Genomic DNA, 15,248 nt, shown 5'->3' with positions numbered 1-15,248 from the left:
CTCCATTAACTCTCCAATGAAACCATTATAAATTTAGCTCTAAATACTTCCTGTGTTTCATTTTTTGTTTTAACCCAAACAAAGTATTTATTCCCTCGTTTACGCATAATTTCTGCCTTGGCAACTAACTTCTCACCAACATGAACTGGAATTTTATATTTTACATTCGCTACACCAGTCACAGCCAAAGGTGCATCAATAATCGCAAGTGCTAAAGAATTCGCTTGTGAAAACACATAATGTCCACGTGCAACCTGCGTTTTTTCAAACACCATTTCTTCTGTAATTTTCATGAGTGATATACCCGATTTTCCAAGTTCAAGATCAATGAGTTCTCCAACTACTTCGCCTCGGCCAATAGATTTAACCTTATTTTGTGCGTTTTCTGCCATTTTTTTGACACGTTCACGCAACTCAGGCATTCCAAGCTCTAATCGATCAAGCCGAATCGTCTGGATGCTAACCTGCAAAATTTTCGCCAGTTCTTCATCCGTAAGAAACGGCTTTTCTTTTACCTGATCCAACAACAACTGTTGTCTGATTCTTTTTTTTATACGCACCATATGATTATCACCTATTTTTAGTACTAGATACTATAACCAGTTACAATTAAATATTATAACGACTTTTTAGCTAAAAGGCAAGTAAAAAGAATGAGCAAGATATAAGTAACTTATATCTTGCTCATTCTGAAGACTTTTATTCAGCTGCTGCTGCAATAACTTGTTTACCATCATAATAACCACAATCCAGACATACATGATGTGGCATTTTTGGTTCATGACATTGCGGACATGCAATAAAACCAGGGGCTGTTAACTTCCAGTTTGCACGGCGTTTGTCACGACGAGCTTTCGACATTTTACGCTTAGGTACTGCCATTTATTACACCTCCTTAAAAGGATCACCGTTGTGATCAATTCCAAGCTATTCCTTATTTAAAGCTTCTTGTAATGCTGCAAGCCTAGGATCCACAATATGGCGATCGCAACCACATTCTGTTTCGTTTAGATTAGCACCGCACTTCATGCATAACCCGCGACAATCAGGACTACATATATTATTCAACGGCTGTGAAAGCAAGATCACATCACGAACTAAGTCCGTAAGGTCAAGCGCGTCACCGTTAAAATAATTTACATTTTCATTTTGATCTTCTGCTTCTTTTTTATAACTTTCATCAAAAGAATGCTTCTGATCGTGTACAAAATGTTCGAGACAGCGGTCACATTGAAAAGATTTTTTACAATAAATAACGCCTTCCACACGATAAACTTTTCCCGTATTCACAATAGAACCTTTCACTTCTATTTTTCCTTCAATAGAATAGGTTTCGTGAACTAAGTCAATTTCATTAGCAGAAGTCGTAAATGTAAATGAATATGCACTTCCAATGTCTGATTCCAACTGTACAATACTTACTCTCATCATTTAGCATCAACCTCAATCTATTATAGCGGCCAGAATATCATTTGTCAAGGGTTTCTCCTTGTCTTACTTTTTGATTTTTCTCAGCCAAACTATACAAAAATTTATTTATCATGGTAAAATATAGTAAACGAAAGGTGGTCTCTTATGGAATCCATTGGTATTATTGCTGAATATAATCCGTTTCACAACGGACATCTCCATCAAATAACGGAAGCAAAAAAAAAATCCAAACTCGATTATACAATCTGCATCATGAGCGGCAACTTCACGCAGCGTGGTGAACCAGCACTTTTTAGCAAATGGACTCGCGCTGCTATGGCTGTCAATTCAGGTGTAGATCTTGTCATAGAGCTTCCTTGTGTCTTTACCGTGCGCAGTGCACAAGACTTTGCCAGAGGCGGCATACGGCTCTTAAACAGCCTCAACATTCGTTACATATCTTTTGGCAGTGAACATGCAGACCTTTCACTTCTGGAAAAAGTTTCGTCAGCCTCACTTGATCCAGCCATCACGGAAGAATTACACACCAATTTAAAATCCGGTCAATCCTATGCGGCGGCGTTGAGTACTGCGATAAGTAAAACGCATTCCATTCCAGCAGCTATTTTATCACAGCCAAATACTATTTTAGCAGTTGAATATTTAAATGCAATAAAAATTTTCAAAACAAAGCAAAAAATACTACCAATCGAGCGTGCTGCTGCCCCTTACCACAGTGGAATAATTTCAGGTGATCTTGCCAGCGCTGGTGCGATTCGCAAAGAACTATACAGCTCTTCTCCAAATTTTTCTTTAATAAAGCAGTCCGTCCCGTTAGAAACTTATCAAACAATTGAGACATTCTGCCAAAATAGTGCAGCCCTGCCATCAATGGATTTACTCAGTACCAGTATACTTGCTTTACTTCGCAAAATAAAACAACCAGAATTAAAAAATATCACGGGGATTTCCGAAGGTCTTGAATACAAAATCGCCAAAGCCGCTTTGCAAAGCAGGGATTTAACGGAGCTTTTAGCTTTAACAAAAAGCAAACGCTATCCCATGAGTCGGCTGCACAGACTTGTTCTGCATTGTTTGCTGGGTACCACCAAGCAATCTATTGCCGCCTTTGATCAAAGTGGACCGCTCTATGCCAGAGTTTTGGCCTTCAATATGAAAGGGCGTGAAATCTTGCATGAACTCAAAAGAACTGCCAGCATCCCAATCATCACGAAAACAACTAATTTTTTAGACAGCACAAAACGCTCTCATTCTCAACTTTCGTTGCTTGAGAGCATGCTTGCCATCGATACGTATGCAACCGATCTATATGCACTTTGCTTTTCCCCAGCCCAGATAGGCGGGTTAGATTTTCTGACCTCACCTATGTATATTAAACGCTAAATAATACGTCTATATTATTTACTGCCTTGGTTTAAATCTGCTTTGGCTTGTTGAACAACATCGAGTGTGCTATTCATCCCTGATAATAAATGATCAAAAACCTGATTTGCATATTTTACAGAATCCTCTTTAAGTTCATTTGAATTTTGAATTGTTTTTTCCATAATTTCACTTGCTTGATTTTGAGCCTGCTTTACGATCTCGTGTTCGGCTACTAATTTTTCACCATAATTTTTTGCCTGCTCAACAATTTTATTTGCTTCTCTTTTTGCTTCATCAAGTATTTGCTGGCGTTCTTGCATAACTTGACCCGCATTTTGAATTTCATTTGGCAGTGCATTTCTCAAATCATCAACAAGACGGATCAAATCATCTTCTTCAATAATGCATTTGTTGGTGAAAACAACGCGTCTAGCATCCACTACTAAATTTTCAATTTCATCTAAAATTTCATTTACAGCCATATATCCAGCCTACCTTCATCTTTTCGTTAAATTTATAAAATTTCTATTCAACTTTTATTTTGAACTTTTTGTTTAATTGCTATTTCTACACATTTTGGCACAAGTCCTTTAATTTCACCTTGAAAATTCGCTAATTCACGAATTCCTGATGAACTCAAAAATGAATATTCATTACTGGTCATCATGAAAACAGTCTCGATTTCCGGATCCAGGTGTTTTAGTAAAAGAGCTCTTTGAAATTCGTATTCAAAATCACTCATCGCCCGAAGACCTCTTACAATAATACGTGAACCCTGTTGTTTTACGTATTCGTTCAACAATCCGTGAAAAGAAGTAACTCGTACGTTTTTAAGATGTTTCGTCGCCTCCGCCAGCAAAGTTACTCGCTCTTGCATCGTAAATAAAGGTTTTTTATTTACATTATGAAATACACCAACAATGAGTTCATCAAACATCGTACTAGCTCGTTCTATAATGTCGATATGCCCATTCGTCACTGGGTCAAAACTCCCCGGACATACAGCAATTTTCATACTCCCGCCTCCATTTCAATTAACAATCTGTTAAAAAATCTGTTTTTCTGATAAAAATACTGATCTGCGTCGTCGCCCCATAGCGCTGATTCCGAAAAAGTACGATATTCTGTAAATTCAGTTCCAAAGAATCCTCCGCGGCATGTTCCATAATTACAAGGGCTTCACTTGTCAATAGATCCATTTCGTCAAAAAGTAGTAATGCTTTTTGGCATAAATTTTTATTATATGGTGGGTCACAAAAAACAATATCAAATTTTTTACCCAACCGTTGTAATTTTTTCATTGCTGTGAACACATCGCATTTGATAATTTCTGTTGCTTCCGTTAATTTTGTATGTTCAGCATTTTGTTTAATGATATTTACACTATCGACACTTTGATCAATAAATACTGCATCGATAGCACCACGACTGAGCGCCTCTAAGCCCAAGTTTCCAGTTCCAGCAAAAATATCCAGTACATGCGTGCCCGCTATATCCGCGTTTAAAATATTAAACAAAGATTCTTTAATGCGATCAGCTGTTGGTCTTGTGCTCATTCCTTTTGGTGTTTTAAGTTTGCAGCCCTTTGCTTTCCCTGTTATGATTCTCATATATCTACTCCAAAACTATATAGAACGCATTAAAGAAATTACATCCAATCTATCAGTCTGCCAGGAATGGGGTATAGGGATACCCTATTCCTGACGATTGAGATATAGAATATTTAATGCCACTTATATATTAATAATTAATTGCTTTCATTTTACCATACTTTCCCGTGTTAGTGAACTATTACACGTAGGTCAATAGTACTCCATTTATGTTATAATACGATGGTAATAATTTTTTCATAGCAAAAGGATGATGTTTTGTGAAGCTGCGCTGGCTATTTTTCGTTGTTTTTATATCGAGTCTAGTTGTTTATTTTAATTATACGACCCAAAGGTTTCAAGCAGCTGCACCAGTTGAAACCAAACAAATTTATACGCATACTGTTATTTTGCTGCCCCTTGACAGCCGTCCCCCATGCCGACAGTTTGTGGTTGATGCGGGCAAAATTGCGAATATTAAAGTAATCGTTCCACCACCAAACATCCTTGATTACTATACGCAATCCGGTGATACAAAAGCACTGCGCTTATGGCTGGCAGAAAATATAAAGCAGGCAGATGCCGCCATTATTTCCATTGATCAGCTGATTCATGGCGGCTTGCTTGCCTCACGTGAAGCGCGCAGTAAAGAAAGCGATGAAATAGAAGCTCTGGATTTTTTAGAAAAACTGCACGCTGATAATCTTAAAATCCCGATATATGCTTTCAATATCTTACCGCGTATCTATCCCACTGCCAGTATTGACAATTATAAAGATCAAAAAGCCCTCATAAAATACTCAAGATTACTTGATGAACTTGCTACTTTCGAAAACCCCCTTGATCTTGATGAATTAAATCAAATACAAAAAAAGATCAAACCTGAAATTATTGAAAAATATAAATCACTTTACACAAAAAACACACTGCTCAATGAAAAGCTGAGTGCTTTAGCTAAACAGGGTGTCTTAACCAAGCTCATCATCGCCCAAGACGATGGCCAAGATTTTGGAATTCCCAATATGGAAAAAAGACAAATCCAGAGGTACTTACATCAAGAAAATATTTATTCCAGTCAAGTTACCAGCACACGAGGTGCCGACGAAGTTGCACTTACACTACTTAGCGACATTAATAATAAGCAGGAGTCTTATCAGCCTAAAATTTACGTTGAATACTGCGATGAGGCAGCACCTAAAACCATCATGCCTTATATGCCATGTTCCGTAGCAACAACCGTCAAAGAAAAGATAGCCTTGGTAAACGGACAACTCGTGAATAATCCAGTGGCAGCTGACTTTATTTTATATGTCTATATTGGCAACGAAAAAAATCTCAGTCAACGAATACAAAGCACGAAAAAAATTGAAGGTTTCCTGAAACAAAATTACAAAGTTGCCTTAGTTGATTTAAGTAAACATTTTTTAGCAGAGGAAACCCTTTTTCCTATTTTACTAAACCACAATATCCCGTTAAACCAGTTAATTGCCTATGCCGGCTGGAATACAACCAGCAATGCGGTTGGCACGGCAATCACCCAAGCTTCACTTTTTACCGAAAAACTGAGGACTCCACTTTCATCAGCGAATGCATTGCTGCTCTATAAAAACAACCTTACATTTCTGAACAATCGCTACGTAGAAGATTATTATTATTTAAAAGAAGTCATTGATCTTGTAAATGTAAATCTCAAAAAATCCGGTTTTACAAATGTGAATGATCTGGACCTTGACCATAATTACAAATGGGCCAACGATATGCTGCAAACAGGTCTCACGAAACGAACAACACTTTTAAAATACAGTAAAGCCTATAAACAATCTATCCCGGTACATACCACCGATGGTGATTTATTACTCAAAATTAATGATATACAAATCGAGGCGTCTTATCCCTGGCCACGAACCTTTGAAATTTATTTAGAAGCTACATTATCGTTGGGGAAAATTGATTATTGACTTTCATGCTTTATTTATGTATAATGTTGAACTGTTGAGAACACATCTTTTGGGGTATCGCCAAGTTGGTAAGGCACGGGATTCTGAATCCCGCATTCGTTGGTTCGAGTCCAGCTACCCCAGCCATTATGTTTTTTATGTAATTCCAGTATCGGAATCGCAATATTATAAATCCAATACGAAAAAAGCAGCGATTTAGTAATCGCTGCTTTTTTCGTATTATTGTGCTTTTTTATGCTGATAGTCTAAAATAATCAATTCTGCAAGTTTAACAGGAAGCTCTTGATAATGTGAAAATTCCATATCAAACGTGCCACGGCCTTGCGTCAATGAACGCAAATGGGTAGCATATTTATTTAATTCCGCTAATGGAACTTCAGCACAAATTCGTCCGCTGCCATCATCCCGAACATCCGTAGATGAAATATGCGCTCTTTTGGTATTAAGACTGCCGATTACATCACCCGTATAATATTCAGGTGCCTCAATAACCACCTGATAAATCGGCTCTAAAAGCACTGGCACTGCATCCATAACACCTTTTTTTATTGCCTGTGCTGTTGCAACCTTAAATGCCAGTTCGGATGAATCGACATTATGGTAGGAACCATCCACTAAATTGACTTTGACATCAACGACAGGATAACCGGCAAGCACTCCAGCCTGTAATGTTTCAAAAGTACCTTTTTCCACAGCTGGTATATATTGTCTTGGCACTGCTCCACCAAAAATACTTTCGATAAATTCATTGCCTGCACCTGGTTCCAAGGGTTCGATTTCCAGCCAAACATGACCAAATTGTCCATGCCCGCCACTTTGTTTTTTGTGTTTGCCTTCCACCTTAACCTTTTTCTTAATCGTTTCACGATATGGAACAATAGATTGATGCAGACAAGCTTCCACTCCATATTTACGCTTCATTTTTTCAATGACGATTTCAAGCTGCACTTCGCCAATCCCATTGATTAAAAAGTCTTTTGTCTCGGAATTTTTCCCCAAACAAAGTGTCGGATCTTCATCTTTCATCTTAGTCAAAGCACTACCGATTTTTTCTTCATCGCCTTTGTTTTTAGGACTGATTGCCATTGTCAGCATTGATTTTGGATACACTATTTTTTCATACAAAATTGGTGAATTTTTATCACAAAGAGTATCTCCCGTATTGGTTTCTTGTAGTTTTCCCACCATACAGATATCACCAGCATTGATACAATTAACATGTTCCTGCCGTTTTCCCTGCATAGTGACAATATTACCAATACGTTCATTCTTTTTAATATTGACATTGTAAACATAGGATTCACTTTTTAAAACACCGGATAGAACCTTTATAAAACTAAGCCGACCGACAAATGGATCAACCAATGTTTTAAAAACCTGACCGGAAAAAGCACCTTCTGTTTTACGTTCAAGCAAATCGCCGTTGTCAGGATCTGTACCGAGTGAAGTTTTAAAATAAGGGACAGGCATATATTCAACCATAGCATTCATCATTTTCATTACACCAACATTGCGATAACCAGAACCACAAAGTACCGGAAAAATCTTAGCTGAATGAATTCCCTCAATGAGTGCCGCGGCCAATTCCACTTCGGTAATTTCTTCCCCCTCTATGTATTTTGTTAATAATTCATTATTATACTCAGCAACTACTTCAATTAATTTTTGGCGAGCCTGTTCCACCTCAGCCGCTAGATATTCTGGAATACCGCCTTCAACTACATCATCTTTCACGGTAACAATCTTCGTGTGCATTGTAAGCAAATCTACAACGCCTTGAAAGGCTGCTGCATGACCAATAGGGATTTGAATTGGAACCACGCCAGGGCCAAACTTCATACGGAGCTGCGAAACCACGCCTTCAAAATCGGCATGTTCACGATCCATTTTATTAATAAAAACAGCCCGTGGCAAACCGATATCACTTGCATACTTCCAGACACGTTCTGTTTCTACTTCAATCCCTGATGGTGCCGATAACACCACCAATGCATTGTCCGCTGCCAGTAAGGCACCTTCGACATCACCAAAAAAATCTGGATAACCAGGTGTATCTATAAAATTCAGTTTGTACCCTTGCCATTCACACGAAGCCAGCGCACTGCTGATACTGAGTTTTCTTTTGATTTCTTCTGGATCGAAATCTGTAGCTGCTGTACCATCGTCAACTTTCCCCAAACGCTTCACAGCTCCGGCATTAAATAAACAAGCTTCCGCCAAAGTCGTTTTACCACATTTTCCATGTCCAATAATCGCAATATTGCGTAAATTTTTACTGCTATATTCTTTCAAAAAAATCCCCTCCCAATCACCCAGATTTTTCTATATAAATTGAACTAAAGACTATGAATAAAAAAGAGTTGCTTACCAGCCCTGACAGACTGCTAAAAGACCCCATCCTTTAACACAACCTATATAGCTTTGCTTATATATTCTCTAAAAGCAGATCAGATTCCTTTTTATTTGTTGCATTTTATAAATTAGCTTCACGCAAAATGGGGATTGTTTTTCTCAAACAATCCCCCGTACATATTATAGCTCTTCAGTTCGCATAAGTACAAAACATAAATCAGATAAACGATTCAAAACCAGCAGTACATTTTTATTGATTTGTTCAGATGCAGCAAGTTCCAAAGTCCTGCGTTCTGCCCGCCTGGTAACGGTTCTTGCAAAATCAAGTGCGGCTCCGCCTGCGCTATCACCCGCTGTAATAAATGCAGTAAGGGGTGGAAGTTTCGCCTCCAAATCATCAATTGATTTTTCTAGTTCATGAACATGCGCTTCTGTAATATAGTCCTTTGGCGCAATACTGGCCAAATCTGCCATAAGCATCATATTCAATTTTTGTAATTCTTTGATTTTTTCTTTTACGAAAGCCTTGCTGCATAAAGCACGTGCCAAACCTAAAGCTGAGTTGATTTCATCAACCGAACCATAAGCTTCAACCCTGCATGAATTTTTAGCAATTCGTTCACCCGTAAGTAATCCAGTTGTTCCCTGGTCACCTGTTTTCGTATAAACACTCATACCTATTCCTCCAAATCAGAAATCAATCAAATATTTCTGTTTCATTAAAGAAAATGTGAATCTCTCGCGCGGCACTTTCAAGTCCATCCGAAGCATGTACGGCATTATGCTGCACACTTTGCGCATATTCTTTGCGAATTGTACCTGCTGCTGCTTTTTCAGGATTCGTCGCCCCATTTAAAGCTCTAACTTTAGCAATCGCATTTTCTCCTGTTAAAACCATTGCCACCAGCGGTGCGGAGGTCATAAAACCAACTAATTCATCATAAAAATCTTTACCAATATGCTCTGCATAATGTTTTGCCGCAAGCTCAGGTGTCATTTTTAATAGCTTCAATGCTTTAATCTTAAGACCATTTTCTTCATAACAAGTAAGAATCCTGCCCGTATATTTTTTATCAAAAGCATCTGGCTTAATCAAAACCAATGTATTTTCTATCATGTTAAAACTCCTATTTCTTCATATATTCTTGCGCCACTAAATTATAATTAATAGCCGATTGATGAATGGCTGCGATTTCATCATCACGCAACGGTCTAATAATTTTCCCTGGAGCCCCCATAACCATTGAATTTGGTGGAATTTTTTTATGTTGTGTAATAATTGTCCCCGCGGCAATAATAGTATTTTCACCAATTTCACAATAGCCCAGCAAAATAGCACCCATGCCAATTAGACAATTATTCCCGACTTTATTACAATGAATCACCGCATTATGCCCGATTGTAACATAGTCACCAATAATTGTTGGTTGATTTCCCATTACATGAATTGTTGTATTATCCTGAATATTTGTATATTTACCGATATGGATACGTTCAATATCACCGCGCAAAACTGTATTAAACCAAGTACTTGAACCTTCCTCCATTGTCACATCACCGATAATCGTAGCTCGATCCGCGACAAAAACACTCGGATCAATTTTTGGTGTTAAAGATTTGTAAGGCATAATCAAATTTTCAGACATTTTTACCACTCCTTCACAATCTTACATTATACTACACAGATACTTCCAATTTACAGTCTCTTTTCATTATACAATATTTTCCTCATAAATGTAAATAAAGTGCTAGATAAAACCAGAAAATAAGTGTTACCGTTTCATTTTAACTCCAAGCATTTTTTGGCACGCTAAAATGCGTTGCTGACGTATCCAGATACCAATATCGCTGCCCTGCAAGGCTGCCGGTTTATTCGTACCACGCACTTTGTAAATTGTCTGCAAATATCGTTTATATTCTTGCAGGTAGGCAGGTAATCCTTTATGATCTGCCTCAATAATCAAATTAAAGCCTTCGACTCGCAAGGGATTTTTATCGAGCAATAAAAGTAAATCGATGATTTCACCAATTTTTTTTAGATGTGGTGCCCGCATATGTTCCGAAATAATCACAGTTGCACACTGCAGCCAAATCTTAGGCAACTGCATCCGCCTGTTCCAATCTGCCAGAATTTCTCTGCCAACGAGCTCATGCCCATAATGATGTGGCAAAAGATCGGGTTTTGTATCATCACCTTTGCCGATATCATGAACCAATGCTGAAAAACGAACTTCGAGGCGTTCCGTTTTTTTTGCAACTTGATCTAATATAAACATACTGTGTTCAAAAGCATCCCCCTCTGAGTGAAACGCAGCCGGCTGGGTTTTACCAATCAAGGCAAAAATTTCAGGAAAGGTTACAGACAAAATCTCCGCCTCAGCAAGATAGCGAAAAAAACAGGATGGCTGGCTTGATCCCAAAGCCAGCGTCAATTCCTTCAAGATTCTCGCCTGCGGTTCGCGAATCAATTCGCTCCGACAAGCTTTCATCATAAGAACCGTTTCCGATTCAATTGAGAACCCAGTTTGTGCCGCCTGCCGTGCTGCCCGCAGTGCTCGAACTGGATCTTCTAAAAAATGCTCCGATATCGCCCGAATCTTTTTATTTTTAATATCTGCCTGTCCACGATATGGATCAATTAACTCTCCATTTGGCAGTGCAAGAGCAATACTATTCATCGTCGTATCCCGCCTATACAAATCTTCTTCAATTGTAACCGAAGCATCATAAAAAACAGCAAAACCCTTATAGCCACTGCCTGTTTTTCTTTCTTTACGGGCAAAAGCAATTTCACAAATCTTCCCATCAATTTCGAGCAAATATACAGGAAATGATTTTCCAACCTTCGAAGCGGTCGGAAATGCTGCTTTGAACTTCATTTCCGTGATTCCAGTGATTACATAGTCTTTATCTTTTTCTTTTATCTGCCTCAATTGATCTCTAACCCAGCCCCCCACAATATAGACTTTTCCGTCATTTTCTTGGATTCGATCCATAAAAACTTTTTCATTCATATTAAACACCTCAAAAGCCCAACTCAAACTAAGAAAGCAACAGGCAAAAATGCCTGTTGCTTTCTTAGTTTCGCCTTATAGCAGGCATGCTCCTTTTTTATCAATCGTCAAAAGTAAATATTTTGCTTTGACGTTATGTTCTTTAAAAGCAGCAACCATCGCTGTGCCAATTGTGTCACCATTTTTCTCAGTAAAAGCGATTAAACAAGGACCCGCTCCACTCATCGCTGCTCCCAAAGCTCCATTTTCCCCCGCCGCAGCAAATACATCGTACATACCCGGAATCAGTTTTTCACGATATGGTTGATGGAGACAATCTTCAAAAGCATGCTTCAAAAACTCCGTTTTACCTTCGCAAAGTGCACCAACTAAAAGCGCTGCCCGCCCAACGTTAAAAACAGCATCTTTGAGTGGAACAACAACTGGCAATACTTTGCGGGCTGCTTTTGTTGATAAAGAAAACTCAGGAACTGTAACAATAAGCTGTAAATCAATTTTAGGAAAAAAAGACAAACATTCCGGCTCACCATCTTTACGAAGAATACTCAATGTCATTCCGCCAAAAATTGCCGGAGCAACATTGTCTGGATGTCCTTCAATATCCGTAGCCATCACAAAAATTTCCTGAGACGTAAAACGATTTCCAATTGCATAATTCGCGGCAGTAAGACCAGCGACAATAGCCGCAGCACTGCTGCCAAGACCACGGGACAGCGGCACACGATTTAGCATTTTTATATAAGCACCTTGATATTCAACATTTGCTCGATGAAGCAAATATTGAATCGATTTCCAAACAACATTACGCCCATCACAAGGAATGTTTTGCGCACCTTCGCCCATGATTTCAATCACCAGTTTACCTTTTTTGTGTAAAGTAAGCTCTAATTCATTATAAAGATTGCAAGCTATTCCCAATGAGTCAAAACCCGGACCACAATTAGCCGTAGTTCCCGGTACTTTTACTTTTACCGTCTTATCTTCCACCATGTATTCAATTGACCTCCTGCGATTTCTCTACACGAATCACATTACGAATCTCGGTAACAACCGGCAATTCATTTAATACGTGCGTTGCCTTCCGCAGATTTGCCTCCGTTACACAATGCGTAATCACAACGATTTCCGCTTGATTTGCCACACGTCTTGTTTGAATTACCGAATTCAAACTAACACCTTGATCCCCAAATGCACAGGCAATAGAGCCTAAAACACCTGGCTGATCTTCAACCAGTAAGCGTACATAATAAGAAGACACTGTATTTTCTACAGGACAAAACTTTTTATCTTCAAAACAAGTACAACGAATACGACCAAAAGTCTGGTTTACGATATCACGGGAAACATCAACCACATCAGCCACAACAGCAGATGCTGTCGGCAATGCGCCTGCCCCTCGACCATAAAACATTGCTTCGCCAATTGCATTACCCTTGACAAAAATTGCATTAAAAACATCATTAACCGCTGCCAATGGATGTGCTTTTGGCACAAAAGCCGGGTGTACACGTACATCCACACCATTTTCCGGCGAATCTTTTGCGATTGCCAATAATTTTATGACATAGCCTAATTCGGTAGCATATTCAACATCTTGCGGTGTAATTTTTGTAATGCCTTCCACATAGACTTTATCGAGAGTAACTCTCGTATTAAAAGCGATCGATGATAAAATCGCGGCTTTGCGGGCTGCATCCAGCCCCCCCACATCAGCTGTAGGATCGGATTCAGCATAGCCCTTCGCTTGGGCTTCCGCTAATACAGTATTATAATCCATGCCCTCTTTGGTCATTTTAGTCAGCATGTAATTCGTTGTCCCATTGACAATACCAATTACTTCCGTTATTTTGTTGGCAGTTAAACATTGTTTCAGTGGTGTAATAATTGGAATACCGCCACCGACACTTGCTTCAAACATGAAATCAACATCTGCCGACTCAGCCGCTTCAAACATCTCTTTTCCATGCTCAGCAACAACATCTTTATTTGCGGTAACAACATTTTTCCCCGACTGCAGTGCACGCAGCATATACGTACGGGATGGCTCGATACCACCCATAAGTTCAATCACAATGTCAATTTCAGGATCATCTAATATGGTCTCAATTTTATCGGTAATCACAAAATCACCAACGATATTGCGTTTCTTATTGACATCACGCACTAAAACCGTTTTAACTTCTACTGCCCGTCCGACTTTCTGTGAAATTTCATGAGCATTTTCCGTCAGAACTTTACATACCCCTGCACCAACTGTACCCAAACCTAATAAGCCTATTTTTATCTTATCCTTCATTCACTATCCAGTCCTTTCCGCCAGTTGTTTTCCTTACGCTTGCCCTAATACTTCCAAGCGTTTTACACCCTCAACCATTCTCAATTTATCAAGAAGTGCTTCCAAATCCACCACCAAGTTTGCCGTTTCAATAGATACCGTGGCATTCGCAACCCCCTGCAGTGGTATTCCCTGATTAATTGTTAATACACTTCCTGAATCAGCGGAAATCGTATTTAATACACTTGATAAAACACCTTGCTTATGTTCCAGCAAAAATGTCAATGTTACAATTTTATTTTGACTCGCTTCATAAAATGGAAATACATAATCTTTATATTTATAATATGCACTACGACTGAGCTCCATTTTTTCAACAGCCTCATTAATTGTTCTCGCTTCACCACGTTTCAGCATTTCCTTAACGCGGATTGTTTTTTTTATTGCTTCTGGTAAAATTTCTTCTCTTACCAAAAAAAAGCCAGATTTTTCTTTATTCATGTTCAGCCTCCGTACTCTTCCAATGGATGATATTCTATACTCAGTAGACATTATACCATCTTTTATTTACAATTTACAATAGATAATCAATAAAAAATGCCCGCTTATCACAAAATGAATCATGCGCGAGCATTTTTATCCGAACTAGTCGGTTTTACTTATTTATATGTCCGGATCGAATCTTCGATTCAGTACCATTTATTAAACGCTCAATATTCGTTTTATGTCGGCAAATCACAAAAATTGCCGCAACAATGCCAAAATACAAAAACTCCAATGGCTCATCAAATATATACGCAGCAATTGGAACCAAGGCTGCTGCAATCACTGATCCCAACGATACATATTTGCTAAAAAATACAATGACAATCCATACCCCTAGAATAACAAGCGTCACATGCGGCATCAGCATTGCAATAACACCAAGACCGGTAGCCACACCTTTACCGCCTTTAAAGCCTAAAAAGATCGACCAGCCATGACCTACAATAGCTGCGATTCCACCCAAAATCATAGCCAACGGCGTCCCAACAAAATAAAGTCCTAAAGCAACACCGAGAACACCTTTTAGTAAATCAGCGGTAAATACTAAGAGTCCCGGTCCTTTACCCAAAATACGCCAAGCATTGGTTGCACCGATATTTTTACTGCCATGTTCACGAAGATCGACACCCCAAATATATTTTCCAAAAAGTAAACCACTTGGAATCGATCCAAGACAATAACTTAAAATGCCAGCGAAAAAAAGTCCCATTTTATCGCC

General features: G+C 38.8%; 17 protein-coding genes and 1 tRNA gene. 3 read left to right on the top strand and 15 right to left on the bottom strand.

Features of this window, described 5'->3' with window-relative positions; translation table 11 throughout:
* Nucleotides 1-5 precede the first annotated feature (5 nt).
* From fapR to BMY14_RS03865, 3 genes are all read right to left on the bottom strand, one after another.
* Entirely contained in the window at nt 6-563 is a 558-nt protein-coding gene (gene fapR, locus BMY14_RS03875; protein ID WP_019553054.1) for a transcription factor FapR, read from the bottom strand.
* 136 nt (nt 564-699) lie between these two features.
* On the bottom strand, nt 700-882 hold the full coding sequence (rpmF, locus tag BMY14_RS03870; protein ID WP_019553053.1) for a 50S ribosomal protein L32: 183 nt from the start codon (nt 880-882) through the stop codon (nt 700-702).
* Nucleotides 883-927: 45 nt separating this feature from the next.
* A complete protein-coding gene (locus BMY14_RS03865; RefSeq protein WP_091829390.1) occupies nt 928-1,431 on the bottom strand; it encodes a YceD family protein in 504 nt (167 codons plus the stop codon).
* Between the two features lie 144 nt (nt 1,432-1,575).
* Here BMY14_RS03865 and BMY14_RS03860 point away from each other — a divergent pair, with 144 nt between their 5' ends.
* The gene (locus BMY14_RS03860; RefSeq protein ID WP_091829388.1) at nt 1,576-2,814 is read left to right on the top strand and encodes a nucleotidyltransferase; all 1,239 of its coding nucleotides are present in this window, start codon (nt 1,576-1,578) and stop codon (nt 2,812-2,814) included.
* A 14-nt stretch (nt 2,815-2,828) separates the two neighbouring features.
* On the opposite strand, the gene BMY14_RS03855 is transcribed toward BMY14_RS03860, so the two are convergent.
* Genes BMY14_RS03855 through rsmD form a run of 3 tightly spaced genes read right to left on the bottom strand, consistent with a single transcriptional unit; the run spans nt 2,829 to nt 4,406 of the window.
* Nucleotides 2,829-3,278: an ATP synthase subunit B family protein gene (locus tag BMY14_RS03855; RefSeq protein WP_091829386.1), complete on the bottom strand. Its 450-nt coding sequence runs from the start codon at nt 3,276-3,278 to the stop codon at nt 2,829-2,831.
* Nucleotides 3,279-3,325: 47 nt separating this feature from the next.
* A complete protein-coding gene (gene coaD, locus BMY14_RS03850) occupies nt 3,326-3,811 on the bottom strand; it encodes a pantetheine-phosphate adenylyltransferase (protein ID WP_091829384.1) in 486 nt (161 codons plus the stop codon).
* Nucleotides 3,812-3,830: 19 nt separating this feature from the next.
* Nucleotides 3,831-4,406 carry a 16S rRNA (guanine(966)-N(2))-methyltransferase RsmD gene (rsmD, locus tag BMY14_RS03845; protein WP_091829382.1) on the bottom strand — a complete coding sequence of 192 codons (576 nt, stop codon included), beginning with the start codon at nt 4,404-4,406 and terminating at the stop codon, nt 3,831-3,833.
* A gap of 260 nt (nt 4,407-4,666) precedes the next feature.
* Here rsmD and BMY14_RS03840 point away from each other — a divergent pair, with 260 nt between their 5' ends.
* Both BMY14_RS03840 and BMY14_RS03835 read left to right on the top strand, forming a co-directional pair.
* Nucleotides 4,667-6,343 (top strand): DUF4127 family protein, encoded by a 1,677-nt coding sequence (locus BMY14_RS03840; protein ID WP_091829380.1) that lies wholly within the window; start codon nt 4,667-4,669, stop codon nt 6,341-6,343.
* A gap of 50 nt (nt 6,344-6,393) precedes the next feature.
* Nucleotides 6,394-6,469, top strand: a tRNA-Gln gene (locus BMY14_RS03835).
* A 93-nt stretch (nt 6,470-6,562) separates the two neighbouring features.
* Here the strand turns inward: BMY14_RS03835 and fusA are convergent.
* The 9 genes from fusA to plsY form a co-directional block, all read right to left on the bottom strand.
* Entirely contained in the window at nt 6,563-8,635 is a 2,073-nt protein-coding gene (fusA, locus tag BMY14_RS03830) for an elongation factor G (RefSeq protein WP_091829378.1), read from the bottom strand.
* A gap of 240 nt (nt 8,636-8,875) precedes the next feature.
* A complete protein-coding gene (locus tag BMY14_RS03825) occupies nt 8,876-9,370 on the bottom strand; it encodes a cob(I)yrinic acid a,c-diamide adenosyltransferase (protein ID WP_091829376.1) in 495 nt (164 codons plus the stop codon).
* 22 nt (nt 9,371-9,392) lie between these two features.
* On the bottom strand, nt 9,393-9,809 hold the full coding sequence (ndk, locus tag BMY14_RS03820; protein WP_091829719.1) for a nucleoside-diphosphate kinase: 417 nt from the start codon (nt 9,807-9,809) through the stop codon (nt 9,393-9,395).
* A 13-nt stretch (nt 9,810-9,822) separates the two neighbouring features.
* On the bottom strand, nt 9,823-10,341 hold the full coding sequence (locus tag BMY14_RS03815; protein WP_019553043.1) for a gamma carbonic anhydrase family protein: 519 nt from the start codon (nt 10,339-10,341) through the stop codon (nt 9,823-9,825).
* Between the two features lie 126 nt (nt 10,342-10,467).
* Entirely contained in the window at nt 10,468-11,709 is a 1,242-nt protein-coding gene (locus tag BMY14_RS03810) for a tRNA nucleotidyltransferase/poly(A) polymerase-related protein (RefSeq protein WP_091829374.1), read from the bottom strand.
* A gap of 75 nt (nt 11,710-11,784) precedes the next feature.
* Nucleotides 11,785-12,699 carry a homoserine kinase gene (gene thrB / locus BMY14_RS03805; protein ID WP_091829372.1) on the bottom strand — a complete coding sequence of 305 codons (915 nt, stop codon included), beginning with the start codon at nt 12,697-12,699 and terminating at the stop codon, nt 11,785-11,787.
* Between the two features lie 4 nt (nt 12,700-12,703).
* On the bottom strand, nt 12,704-14,005 hold the full coding sequence (locus tag BMY14_RS03800) for a homoserine dehydrogenase (RefSeq protein ID WP_091829370.1): 1,302 nt from the start codon (nt 14,003-14,005) through the stop codon (nt 12,704-12,706).
* Nucleotides 14,006-14,038: 33 nt separating this feature from the next.
* Nucleotides 14,039-14,485 (bottom strand): ACT domain-containing protein, encoded by a 447-nt coding sequence (locus BMY14_RS03795; RefSeq protein ID WP_019553039.1) that lies wholly within the window; start codon nt 14,483-14,485, stop codon nt 14,039-14,041.
* Between the two features lie 154 nt (nt 14,486-14,639).
* Nucleotides 14,640-15,239, bottom strand: coding sequence for a glycerol-3-phosphate 1-O-acyltransferase PlsY (plsY, locus tag BMY14_RS03790; protein ID WP_091829368.1), 600 nt, complete (start codon nt 15,237-15,239; stop codon nt 14,640-14,642).
* Nucleotides 15,240-15,248: the final 9 nt, after the last annotated feature.

Origin of the sequence: Propionispira arboris, from assembly GCF_900109225.1 — a bacterium.
GTDB lineage: Bacteria > Bacillota > Negativicutes > Selenomonadales > Selenomonadaceae > Propionispira > Propionispira arboris.
This window is presented reverse-complemented; position numbering and strand designations above follow the sequence as displayed.

Coding starts and splice junctions, on each gene's coding strand:
- BMY14_RS03855 (WP_091829386.1), bottom strand. CDS start 3,278: ATGGCTGTAAATGAAATTTTAGATGAAATTGAAAATTTAGTAGTGGAT.
- BMY14_RS03810 (WP_091829374.1), bottom strand. CDS start 11,709: ATGAATGAAAAAGTTTTTATGGATCGAATCCAAGAAAATGACGGAAAA.
- coaD (WP_091829384.1), bottom strand. CDS start 3,811: ATGAAAATTGCTGTATGTCCGGGGAGTTTTGACCCAGTGACGAATGGG.
- BMY14_RS03825 (WP_091829376.1), bottom strand. CDS start 9,370: ATGAGTGTTTATACGAAAACAGGTGACCAGGGAACAACTGGATTACTT.
- rpmF (WP_019553053.1), bottom strand. CDS start 882: ATGGCAGTACCTAAGCGTAAAATGTCGAAAGCTCGTCGTGACAAACGC.
- BMY14_RS03800 (WP_091829370.1), bottom strand. CDS start 14,005: ATGAAGGATAAGATAAAAATAGGCTTATTAGGTTTGGGTACAGTTGGT.
- plsY (WP_091829368.1), bottom strand. CDS start 15,239: ATGGGACTTTTTTTCGCTGGCATTTTAAGTTATTGTCTTGGATCGATT.
- BMY14_RS03795 (WP_019553039.1), bottom strand. CDS start 14,485: ATGAATAAAGAAAAATCTGGCTTTTTTTTGGTAAGAGAAGAAATTTTA.
- BMY14_RS03865 (WP_091829390.1), bottom strand. CDS start 1,431: ATGATGAGAGTAAGTATTGTACAGTTGGAATCAGACATTGGAAGTGCA.
- BMY14_RS03860 (WP_091829388.1), top strand. CDS start 1,576: ATGGAATCCATTGGTATTATTGCTGAATATAATCCGTTTCACAACGGA.
- rsmD (WP_091829382.1), bottom strand. CDS start 4,406: ATGAGAATCATAACAGGGAAAGCAAAGGGCTGCAAACTTAAAACACCA.
- fapR (WP_019553054.1), bottom strand. CDS start 563: ATGGTGCGTATAAAAAAAAGAATCAGACAACAGTTGTTGTTGGATCAG.
- BMY14_RS03815 (WP_019553043.1), bottom strand. CDS start 10,341: ATGTCTGAAAATTTGATTATGCCTTACAAATCTTTAACACCAAAAATT.
- thrB (WP_091829372.1), bottom strand. CDS start 12,699: ATGGTGGAAGATAAGACGGTAAAAGTAAAAGTACCGGGAACTACGGCT.